Origin of the sequence: Shimia sp., assembly GCF_041624275.1 — a bacterium.
GTDB lineage: Bacteria > Pseudomonadota > Alphaproteobacteria > Rhodobacterales > Rhodobacteraceae > Shimia.
The window spans coordinates 1-10,896 of the sequence record NZ_JBFJVE010000099.1; the positions used below are offsets into that span (position 1 = coordinate 1).

General features: G+C 65.9%; 8 protein-coding genes. 3 read left to right on the plus strand and 5 right to left on the minus strand.

From position 1 onward, the window contains the following. Positions 1–138: 138 nt before the first annotated feature. Positions 139–1,482, minus strand: a complete 1,344-nt coding sequence (locus ABZD10_RS09255; RefSeq protein WP_372886007.1) for an NAD(P)/FAD-dependent oxidoreductase — start codon at positions 1,480–1,482, stop codon at positions 139–141. A gap of 88 nt (positions 1,483–1,570) precedes the next feature. Continuing rightward, positions 1,571–3,391 (minus strand): ABC transporter ATP-binding protein, encoded by a 1,821-nt coding sequence (locus ABZD10_RS09260; protein WP_372886008.1) that lies wholly within the window; start codon positions 3,389–3,391, stop codon positions 1,571–1,573. A 294-nt stretch (positions 3,392–3,685) separates the two neighbouring features. Between ABZD10_RS09260 and ABZD10_RS09265 the strand changes: the two genes are divergently transcribed. From ABZD10_RS09265 to ABZD10_RS09275, 3 genes are all read left to right on the plus strand, one after another. Next, a complete protein-coding gene (locus ABZD10_RS09265) occupies positions 3,686–5,386 on the plus strand; it encodes a peptide ABC transporter substrate-binding protein (RefSeq protein ID WP_372886009.1) in 1,701 nt (566 codons plus the stop codon). Positions 5,387–5,491: 105 nt separating this feature from the next. Further along, entirely contained in the window at positions 5,492–6,499 is a 1,008-nt protein-coding gene (locus ABZD10_RS09270; RefSeq protein WP_372886011.1) for an ABC transporter permease, read from the plus strand. Then, positions 6,492–7,460 (plus strand): ABC transporter permease, encoded by a 969-nt coding sequence (locus tag ABZD10_RS09275; protein ID WP_372886013.1) that lies wholly within the window; start codon positions 6,492–6,494, stop codon positions 7,458–7,460. Before ABZD10_RS09270 ends, ABZD10_RS09275 begins: the two co-directional genes overlap by 8 nt. Positions 7,461–7,496: 36 nt before the next feature. Here the strand turns inward: ABZD10_RS09275 and ABZD10_RS09280 are convergent, their stop codons facing one another. The 3 genes from ABZD10_RS09280 to ABZD10_RS09290 form a co-directional block, all read right to left on the minus strand. Beyond that, positions 7,497–8,777 carry a DUF3422 family protein gene (locus ABZD10_RS09280; RefSeq protein ID WP_372886015.1) on the minus strand — a complete coding sequence of 427 codons (1,281 nt, stop codon included), beginning with the start codon at positions 8,775–8,777 and terminating at the stop codon, positions 7,497–7,499. 255 nt (positions 8,778–9,032) lie between these two features. Further along, on the minus strand, positions 9,033–10,475 hold the full coding sequence (locus tag ABZD10_RS09285) for an NAD(P)(+) transhydrogenase (Re/Si-specific) subunit beta (protein WP_372886016.1): 1,443 nt from the start codon (positions 10,473–10,475) through the stop codon (positions 9,033–9,035). Between the two features lie 13 nt (positions 10,476–10,488). After that, on the minus strand, positions 10,489–10,896 hold a 408-nt coding region (locus ABZD10_RS09290; protein ID WP_372886018.1), incomplete at its 5' end, for a proton-translocating transhydrogenase family protein.

A 10,896-nucleotide genomic window follows, 5' to 3' on the forward strand; every position in this document is an offset into this window, starting at 1 on the left:
ATCGCCTCGTCAGTGTCGGCCGCGGCAGAAAGATATCCCATCCTGCGCCGGCCTCTCCGCTCAGAAGATACATCCCGGCGGCGGCGCTTCAAGCAGGAAGAGGGGTTTCCCCGCGTTCCGCCGGTCGCGACCGGTGGTTCAAAGGTCGGGCCCCGGCACCAGCCTCGAGCCGTCCGAGAAACGCGACAGCCGGAATCGCGACAGGTCATGGCCGAGCGGCGCGTCGCGGACCATGTCGGCCATGATGCGGCCAAAGGCGGGGCCGATGCCGAATCCGTGCCCGCACATGCCGGTGCAGATCAGCAGACCCGCGATCGGCCCCCGGTCGACCACCGGCACGATGTCGGGCATGGCGTCGATCATCCCGGCCCAGGCGGCGGTGATCCGCACCTCGCCCAGGGCCGGCAGCAGGGTCTCGAAGCCGGCGCGGATCTCGGCCACCTTGGCGGCATTGGGCGCCGGGTCAAGCATGCGCATGCGCTCGAAGGGCGTGACCGCATCGCCGCGCCAGCGCCGCCGGGTGCGCCAGCCGTCGGGATAGCCCGCCGGTCCGCGCAGCCGGTAGGCGCGGGCAAAGGGGCGGTTCAGCAGCTGCGGCAGGTAGGTCGTGAAATGACGGAAGGAATCGGGGCCGATGAAAGTCTCGTGATAGCCCGAGGCCGCCAGCGTGTAACCGCCGTCCATGCGGCGGCGAAAGGCCAGCCGGTCATCGGTGGCGCCGCCGGCATGGATCTCTGGCAGGGGCGCGGTGGCGGCCACCGTGGCGCGCACCGACAGCTGCGGAATGTCGATCCCCTCGTTGCGCAGGAACAGCGAGGACCAGGCGCCGCCGGCAACGATCACCTGCGGCGCCCTGACAAGCCCCTGCTCGGTGACGACGCCGGTGATGCGCCCGCCGCCGAGATCAAGACAGCGCGCCGCGCAGCCCTCGACGATCACCGCCCCGGCCCGCACCGCCGCCCGCGCCAGCGCCGGCACCGCCAGAAACGGCTCGGCCCGCATGTCCGAGGGCGTGTGCAGCGCGCCGCGATAGCGGTGGCTCATGCCCGGGATCAGCGCCTCCAGCGCGGCCGTTCCCAGCACCCGGCTGTCCAGCCCCATCGGCGCCGCCTCTTTCAGCCAGGCCTCGTAGCGGTCCACATCCGCATCGCTGCGGCCGAGAAAGCTCAGCCCGCAGGGGGTCAGGCCGATGTCCTCGTCCAGCTCCGCCGCCAGTTCGCACCACAGGCGGCGGGCCTCGATCATGATCGGCAGTTCGGCCAGGTCGCGGCCCTGCTGGCGGATCCAGCCCCAGTTGCGCGACGATTGCTCGCCGGCCACCCTGCCCTTCTCCAGAACCACCGGGCGCAGCCCCCTGCGGGCCAGGTAATAGGCGGCGCTGACGCCGATCACGCCGCCGCCGATGATCACCACGTCGGCCTGTTCGGGCAGCGGCCCGCCATGTTCGACCGGGTTGGCCAGCGAGATCGGAAAGCCGGGCATCATTTCGCGCCTTTGCCGCGGCGGCCGGGCCTGCGCCCGCCGCTGTGCAGCCATGCCAAAGCAGGCGAATCCGGGACGGCGCGCACCTTCAATAGCCGCTGTCGGTGGTCAGGATCAGATGCCCCGGCGACACCTCGCGGTACTGGCTGGCAGCCGGGTCATAGCCGAGCGGATGGATCGGCGAGGGGATCGGCTTGAAATTGAGATCCCGTTCCGACCTGCGCTGACGCGGATCGGCCACCGGCACCGCCTTCATCAGGGCCTGGGTATAGGGGTGCTGCGGATTCTCGAACACCGCGCGCCGGGGGCCGATCTCGACGATGCGGCCCAGATACATCACCCCGACATGGTGGCTGACCCGTTCGACCACCGCCATGTCATGGCTGATGAACAGATAGGACAGGCCCAGCTCGGCCTGCAGTTCCATCATCAGGTTCAGCACCTGCGCCTGCACCGAGACATCCAGCGCCGACACCGCCTCGTCGGCGACGATCAGTTTCGGGTTCAGCGCCAGCGCGCGGGCAATGGCGATCCGCTGCCGCTGGCCACCGGACAATTCATGCGGATAGCGTTTCATGAAACTGCGCGGCAGTTCCACCCGGTCGAACAGCATCGCCACCCGGTCCTGCAGCGCGCTGCCCCTGTGGGTGCCGTAGTTGCGCATCGGCTCGGCGACCTGTTCCATCAGCTGCATCTGCGGGTTGAGCGAGGCAAAGGGATCCTGGAAGATCATCTGCATGTCCTGTCGGGCGCGATGCAGATCCTTCTGGTTCAGCGCCAGCACATCGCGGCCGTCGAACTCGACCCGGCCCGAGAGCGGCTCGACCAGACGCAGGATCGACCGGCCCGCCGTCGATTTGCCACAGCCCGATTCGCCGACCAGCGACAGGGTCTGGCCCCTGTTCACGGTAAAGGACACATCCTCGACCGCGTGCACATTGGCCACGGTGCGCCGCAAAAGCCCGCCCTGCACCGGAAACCGCGTGGTCAGGTTGCGCACCGTCAGGATCGGCTCTCGGGTGCCGGGGATCTCGGCGGTTTCCCGGCTGTCGTCGCCGAACAGCTTCATCGGGCGCGGCAGGTCGGTGCCGCGCATCTCGCCCAGCTTCGGCACCGCGGCCAGGAGCGCCCGCGTGTAGTCGTGCTGCGGGTTCTCGAAGACCTCCTGAACGGTGCCCTCCTCGACCTTGTTGCCGCGGAACATCACCACCACGCGATCGGCCATCTGCGCCACCACCGCCATGTCATGGGTGATGAACATCACCGCGGTGCCGGTCTCGCGCTTCAGCCGGTCCATCAGCGCCAGGATTTCGGCCTGGATGGTGACGTCCAGCGCCGTGGTCGGCTCGTCCGCGATCAGCAGCCGCGGCTCGCAGGCCATCGCCATGGCAATCACCACCCGCTGGCGCATGCCGCCGCTGAGTTCATGCGGATACTGCCGGATGCGCCGTTCGGGTTCGGGGATGCGCACCTGCCGCAGCAGTTCCAGTGCCCGCGACTCGGCCGCCTGCCGGCTCATGCCCTTGTGCAGCCGCAGCCCCTCGGTCAGCTGGCGCCCGACCGTGAACACCGGGTTCAAGGCGGTCATCGGCTCCTGAAAGATCATCCCGATCTCGTTGCCGCGAATCGTGCGCATCAGATCCTGGCTGGTCTGCGCCAGGTCGATTTCGCCCGCTTTCTCGCGGTCGAAGATCAGGCGGCCGGCGGCGATCTGCCCGCCTCCGAACTCGACCAGCCGCATCAGCGACAGGCTGGACACCGACTTGCCCGAGCCGGATTCGCCAACAATACAAACCGTTTCGCCGGGCCTGACCTGAAACGACACGTCCTCGACGCCGGTCACGGGGCCGGATTTGGTCTGAAACTCGACCCGAAGGTTTTCGATGGATGCGATGGCATTGTCCAACATCGGCAAAGGTCCCCGTGATGTCTGCGGCTCCTGGCACGGACGCTAACGACAGCGCCACGGTGCTGTCAAACACCTGGCCCGCGCGCGCCAGGCTTGCGTAGCGTAAACCCGTCGCCAAGGGTTGCAATTTGCCGCACCTTGGTCTGAGATGAGCCCAGTTGCGAGGGGGAAATCTGACAGGACGCAATCCATGCGTGTGCCGCATTGCCCGACCTCTTACGACAAAACCACCCGAGCGCCGAAAAATGGCGCCGGTTCACAAGCACAGACAATGTGCCCAACATGGAGTGAGACATGAAAATCAAGTCACTGTTGCTGGGGGCCGTGGCGGCCACGGCACTGGCCCCGGCCGCCTTCGCGGAACGCGGATCGGACGGCCAGGTGAACATCATCTACTGGCAGGCGCCCTCGATCCTGAACCCGTTCCTGTCGGGCGGCACCAAGGATATCGAATCGGCCTCGCTGGTGATCGAGCCTCTGGGCCGCTACGACCCCGACGGCGCGCTGGTGCCCTATCTGGCCGAGGCGATTCCCACCGTCGCCAATGGCGGCGTCTCGGAAGACCTGAAGTCGATCACCTGGAAGCTGAAAGAGGGCCTGTTGTGGTCCGACGGCACCGCCGTCACCTCGGCCGACGTCAAGTTCACCGCCGATTACTGCATGCACCCCGAGGGCGGCTGTGCCCAGCTCGCCAAGTTCGATGGCGTGGACACCGTCGAGATCATCGACGACCTGACCGTGCGGGTGAATTTCTCGGAACCCAAGCCCAACCCCTATGGTCCCTTCATGGGCGGCCAGTCGCCGATCATCCAGGCCGCTCAGTTCGCGGACTGCATGGGCGCCAAGGCCCCGGAATGCACCGCGGCCAACTTCGGCCCGATCGGCACCGGCCCCTTCGTGGTCGACGAGTTCAAGCCCAATGACGTGATCTCGATGTCGGCCAACCCGAACTATCGCGACCCGGCCAAGCCGGCCTTTGCCTCGCTGACCTTCAAGGGTGGCGGCGATGCCACCGCGGCGGGCCGCGCGGTGCTCGAGACCGGCGAATTCGACTATGCCTGGAACCTGCAGCTGGCCCCCGACGTTCTGGCCAAGATGGCCGAGGGCGGCAAGGGCACCCCGATCGCGGCCTTCGGCTCGCTGGTCGAGCGGCTCGAGATGAACATGACCGACCCGAGCCCGTCGCTTGACGCCGACACCCGCTCGACGGTCAAGGCGCCGCACCCCTTCCTGTCCGACATCAACGTGCGCAAGGCGCTGTCGATGGCCATCGACCGCGAATTGCTGGTCGAAGTCGGCTATGGCCAGGCCGGCCGCCCCACCTGCAACCTGGTGCCGGGCCCGGCGGTCTACGCCTCGGACAACACCGACTGCCTGACCCAGGATATCGCCGGCGCCAACAAGCTGCTGGACGATGCCGGCTGGGTCCGGGGGTCGGACGGTGTTCGCGCCAAGGATGGCGTGCGCCTGTCGATCCTCTACCAGACCTCGACCAATGCCGTGCGTCAGGACTTCCAGGCGCTGATCAAGCAATGGTGGGGTGAAATCGGTGTCGAGACCGAGCTGCGCAACCTCAACGCCTCGGTCTTCTTCGGCGGCGATCCGGGTTCACCCGACACCTTCCAGAAGTTCTATGCCGACGTGGAAATGTATGCCAACAACTTCGATGGCACCGATCCGCAGGCCTATCTGTCGATGTATCGCTGCGGCAACGAACCCAAGCCGGAAAGCCAGTGGCAGGGTGAGAACATCAACCGGTTCTGCAACCCGGACTACGACAAGCTGATCGACGAACTGGGCCGCACCTCGGATCTTGAACAGCGCTATGCGCTGGCCAAGAAGATGAACGAGATGCTGACCAAGGACAGCTATACCGTGGTGCCGCTGGTCGATCGTGGCCGCGTGTCGGCCCATGCCAAGAGCCTTGGCGGCGTGGTCCTGAACACCTGGGATTCCGAGCTCTGGAATGCGGCCGACTGGTACCGCATCAAGTAAACCGACCTAAAACCGGACGCCCCCCTGCCTGCACGGGGGGCGTCTTCTCTTCTGCCCGGCACGCCGCCGACCCCAATCCCAGACCGACCTGCAAAGGCGCCGTTCATGCTGACATTCACCATACGACGACTGATCCTCGCCGTACCGACGCTTTTGTTCATCAGTCTCGTGATCTTCCTCTTGCTCGAACTTGCCCCCGGCGACCCGATGGCCCAGGTGCCGCTCACGGTGCCGCCCGAAGTCAAGGCCAAGATGCGCGAGGCGCTGGGACTCGGAGAGCCCCTGCATATCCGCTATTGGAAGTGGCTGGTCCAGTTCTTCTGGATCGAACCCCAGGTGCTGTTCGACAATATCTTCGGCACCGGTTTTGCCGAGGGAAAACAGCGCATTCTCAGCTGGCAGACCCGCTCGCCGGTGATGGACATGGTGGCTCAGCGTCTGCCCCAGACCCTGTGGGTGGTGGGCATGTCCTATATCGTCGGCATCCTGATCGCGCTGCCGATCGGCATCTATTCGGCCTATCGGCAATATTCGATCTTTGACCAGTCGGGCACTTTCGTCACCATGATCGGCTTCTCGATCCCGCCGTTTTTCACCGGCCCGCTGCTGATCATGGTCTTCGCCGTGCAGCTGGGCTGGTTCCCCTCGGTCTATGACACCACCCATGTGGTCGAGGACTGGGCCAGCTTCAAGACGCAGCTGCGCCAGATGATCATGCCGGTGATGGTGCTGGCGCTGCAGACCACGGCCCAGATCAGCCGGTTCATGCGCGCCTCGATGCTCGACAACCTGAACCAGGACTACGTGCGCACGGCGCGGGCCAAGGGGCTGCCGGAAAAGATCGTGGTGCTGGTCCACGTGCTGCGCAACTCGATGATCCCGGTGGTCACCGCCATCGCCCTCGGCGTCCCCGGCATCTTCGGCGGCGCCATCATCACCGAGGTGGTGTTCAAGGTGAACGGCATCGGCGATCAGCTGCTGAACGCGCTCTTTGCCAATGACCTGCCCTCGGTGCAGACCCTGACCTTCATGATCGCGGTGCTGATCGTGATCTTCAACCTCATTGCCGACGTCCTCTACGGCGTCCTTGACCCGAGGATCCGCTATGACTGAGCCTGTCCGGAAAATCGAAGCGCTGCAGGACAGTGGCCCCAGCGAGCCGCCGCAATCGCAATGGCGCGACGTCTGGGACCAGTTCCGCAAGCACAAGGGGGCGCTGATGGGCGGCGGCTTCCTGCTGCTGATCACCCTCGCGGTGCTGATCGGCGAATACGTCTGGACGCTGGATCCGCAAAAGCTCGACATCCGCAACAAGGATGTGCGCCCGATCTATACCGCGATCTGGGACAGCGGCGCCAAGGTGCAATGGGCCCACCCGCTGGGCACCGACAATCTCGGGCGCGATGCGCTGGCCAACATGATCGTCGGCGGGCGCACCTCGATGGCGGTGGGCTGGGTGGCGATGATCCTGGCGCTTGGCATCGGCACCTCGATCGGGGTGCTGGCAGGCTATTTCAAACGCCTCGACGGGCCGCTGATGCGCTTCACCGACCTGGTGCTGTCACTGCCCATCCTGCCGCTGCTGCTGGTCGCGGTGACCCTGTTCCGCGATCAGCTCAGGGCCGGTTTCGGCCCCGAGACCGGCATGTTCATCCTCATCGTCGGCGTCGTCGGCGTCACCTCTTGGATGCAGACCGCGCGCATCGTGCGCTCCGAGGTGCTGGCGCTGAAGGAACGCGAGTTCATCCTTGCCGCGCGCTCGATCGGCACCACGCCCGGCGCCATCATCCGCCGCCACCTGCTGCCCAACGTGATCTCGCCGATCATGGTCTCGGCCACGCTGGGCCTGGCGACGGCGATCATCACCGAAAGCGCCCTGTCCTTCCTCGGCGTCGGTTTCCCGCCCGATTTCCCGACCTGGGGCAAGATGCTCGCCGATTCGGTGCCGCGCATGGACCAATACCCCGAACGGGTGGTGCTGCCCGGTCTGGCGATCTCGCTCACCGTGCTCAGCGTCAACTATCTCGGCGACGGGCTGCGCGACGCGCTCGACCCGCGCATCCGCGGCCGCTGAGCGACAGGCAGACCGCCCCCCCGGGGGGGGCGGGTCTCAATGCATGCGGCTGCGGATCCGGCGCACCAGCCACCACACCACAAGCACCACCGGCAGGGTCAGCATCGCGGTCAACTGCCCCTTGGAGATCTCCAGCGCCTGCGCCGCCGGGTAGGCGGCGTAAGAGGCCAGCGACACCGCGTAATAGCTGATCGCCACCACCGAAAGCCCCTCGACCGTCTCCTGCAGGCGCAGCGCCAGATCGGCGCGCCGGTCCATGCTCTTGAGCAGCGCCTGGTTCTGGGCCGAACGGCTCACGTCGACCTTGGTGCGCAGCATCTCGCCGGCCCGCATCGCCCGGTGGGCCAGCGCCTCCATGCGCTTCTTGGTCGAGGCCACGGTACGCATCGCCGGATCATAGCGGCGCATCATGAAATCGGCAAAGCTCTGACGCCCGTTGTAACGCCGCTCGCGCATCACCGAGACCCGCTGGTCGACGATCGCCTCATAGGCCGAGGTGGCGCCGAAACGGAACGAGCTTTCGGCGATCATGTTCTCCAGTTCGGCCGAGCTTTGCAGCAACGCGTCCAGCGTCACCTCGGGCGCCGTGTCGCCGCGGGTGATCTGGGCCATCAGGTGGTTCAGCCGTTTCTCGACCTCGCCGATCGGCCCGTCCAGCGCCCGCACCCGGGCAAAGCCCAGCATCGACATGCTCTTGTAGGTCTCGATCTCGCACAGCCGCTGCACGATGCGCCCGACCCGCCGCTCCCCGGTGCCCGGCGAGACAAAGGCCGCCATGCGCATGTGGCCGTCCGGGTTGATGCGGAAATCGGTGGCGATCACCGCCGCATCGTCCAGGACCTCCGACACCGCCAGGCTCTCGGGCACGAACCACTCGCCGAGACAGGCGTCCAGCACCTGTTTGGCCGGGCGCTCCTCGATCCGGATCAGCGCCGAGGTCACCCGCAGGCCGGGCGCCTGGGCCAGCCAGTCCTCGGGAAAGACCTCGAAATCCGTCGGATCGAAGGCCCGGGCACTCAGCCCCGGCGTGAAGACAGTGTAGGTGACGAACTCGGTATGCTGCTCCCATTTCAGCACGTGGCGCCCGATCTGCCCCGAGTAATGCGTCGCCCCGGGCTGCGGATGCGCCACCCCGTGACGATCCAGAAGAGAGACCAGATGGGCCAGGTCCTGGTCGCGATCGCGCCCGACGGCGTTGACCGGCTGCTTGATCGCCAGGAACACCGCCGTGCAGGGCGCCTGCAGGGTGGGAAACGGCCGCGCATGCAGCTCATTGGCAAGCCGGTAGCGCAGCGGATGGTCTTCGATCGGGGTCATGGTGCTCTCCTGATATCTGCGCACCCTACCCACCGGGCAGGATTTGTAAAGAAAAAATGTTATTTTTCAATATGTTAGCCGAATACATAAGTATACAGAACAGGCAAGCCCCTGCAATTGCACGACAAATCAGCTTTCTCTTGCCCGAAATATCCCCGCCGGAGGCTCCCCACGGTGCCGCTCGCGCACCGCCAAAGGAAAAGGCGCCCTGTGTCCAGAGCGCCTTTGCCGGTGATGTGAATGGCCTTGCGGCGGTCAGTTGACCATCGTCAGCAGGGTGTCGAGGCTGGCCTTGGCGTCGCCGTAGAACATGCGGGTGTTCTCCTTGAAGAACAGCGGGTTCTCGATGCCGGAATAGCCGGTGCCCTGGCCGCGTTTCGACACGAAGACCTGTTTCGCCTTCCAGCATTCCAGCACCGGCATGCCGGCGATCGGCGAGTTGGGGTCGTCCTGGGCCGCCGGGTTGACGATGTCATTCGAGCCGATGACGATGGCCACATCCGTCGACGGGAAGTCGTCGTTGATCTCGTCCATCTCCATCACGATGTCATAGGGCACCTTGGCCTCGGCCAGGAGCACGTTCATATGCCCGGGCAGACGGCCCGCCACCGGGTGGATGGCGAAACGCACCTCCTTGCCCTTGGCGCGCAGGCGCCGGGTCAGCTCGGCGACATTCTGCTGCGCCTGCGCCACCGCCATGCCGTAGCCGGGGATGATGATGACGCTGTCGGCCTCGTCCAGCGCCGTGGCCACGCCCTCGGCGTCGATGGCGATCTGTTCGCCTTCGACTTCCATCGCCGGTCCCGCGGTGCCGCCGAAGCCGCCGAGGATCACCGAGACGAAGGAACGGTTCATCGCCTTGCACATGATGTAGCTGAGGATCGCACCCGAAGAGCCGACCAGCGCGCCGACCACGATCAACAGATCATTGCCCAGGCTGAAGCCGATCGCCGCCGCCGCCCAGCCCGAATAGCTGTTCAGCATCGAGACCACGACGGGCATGTCGGCGCCGCCGATGCCCATGATCAGGTGATAGCCGATGAACAGCGCCATCACGGTCAGGATCAACAGCGGCAGGATGCCGCCCGAGTTGAGGTACCAGATCAGCGACAGCAAGGAGAGGCCCGCCGCGCCGGCGTTCAGCATGTGGCCGCCGGGCAGTTTGGTCGCGGCGCTCGTGACCTTGCCCGAGAGCTTGCCATAGGCGATCACCGAGCCGGTGAAGGTCACCGCACCGATCCAGACGCCAAGCGACAGTTCGACCAGCAGGATGTTGATCTCGATCGGCGATTTCTTGGCGATCAGCTTGCCGAAGGCGCCCAGCTCCTTGATGGCATCGCCGCCGGCCGCCACCGCCGCCGCCGCGTTGCCGATCTCGAAATGGGCGTTGAAGCCGACGAAGACCGCCGCCAGGCCGACCAGCGCATGCATGCCGGCCACCAGTTCCGGCATCTGGGTCATCTCGACCTTGGAGGCCAGCATGTAGCCGATGAGGCCACCGGCCGCGATCAGCGGCACCGACAGCCACCACAGGCCGGCGCCGGGGCCGATCAGGGTGGCCGCAACCGCGAGCCCCATGCCGACAATGCCGTACCAGACCGCGCGCTTGGCGCTTTCCTGCCCCGAGAGCCCGCCGAGGCTGAGGATGAAGAGAACTGCCGCGACCACATAGGCCGCCGTGGTGAATCCGAATTCCATGATCCCGACTCCCTTAAGATTTCTGGAACATGGCGAGCATGCGCCGTGTCACGAGGAAGCCGCCAAAGATGTTGATCCCGGCCATGAAGACCGAAAGCGCGGCAAGCAGGATCACCAGGAAGGAGCCCGAGCCGATCTGCATCAGGGCGCCGAGGATGATGATCGACGAGATGGCATTGGTGACCGCCATCAGCGGCGTGTGCAGGCTGTGCGCCACGCCCCAGATCACCTGGAAGCCGACGAAGACCGCAAGCACGAAGACGATGAAATGCTGCATGAAGCTGGCCGGCGCGATCAGCCCCACCCCCAGCAGCAGGGCACCGCCCACCGCCAACAGGGTGACCTGGCTCTTGGTCTGTGCCTTGAAAGCGGCCACTTCGGCGGCGCGTTTCTCTTCCGGCGTCAGCTCGGGCACAACCTC

Excerpts from the sequence above, each read along its gene's own strand:
- ABZD10_RS09275 (WP_372886013.1), top strand. The coding sequence starts at position 6,492 with ATGACTGAGCCTGTCCGGAAAATCGAAGCGCTGCAGGACAGTGGCCCC.
- ABZD10_RS09260 (WP_372886008.1), bottom strand. The coding sequence starts at position 3,391 with ATGTTGGACAATGCCATCGCATCCATCGAAAACCTTCGGGTCGAGTTT.
- ABZD10_RS09265 (WP_372886009.1), top strand. The coding sequence starts at position 3,686 with ATGAAAATCAAGTCACTGTTGCTGGGGGCCGTGGCGGCCACGGCACTG.
- ABZD10_RS09280 (WP_372886015.1), bottom strand. The coding sequence starts at position 8,777 with ATGACCCCGATCGAAGACCATCCGCTGCGCTACCGGCTTGCCAATGAG.
- ABZD10_RS09270 (WP_372886011.1), top strand. The coding sequence starts at position 5,492 with ATGCTGACATTCACCATACGACGACTGATCCTCGCCGTACCGACGCTT.
- ABZD10_RS09255 (WP_372886007.1), bottom strand. The coding sequence starts at position 1,482 with ATGCCCGGCTTTCCGATCTCGCTGGCCAACCCGGTCGAACATGGCGGG.
- ABZD10_RS09285 (WP_372886016.1), bottom strand. The coding sequence starts at position 10,475 with ATGGAATTCGGATTCACCACGGCGGCCTATGTGGTCGCGGCAGTTCTC.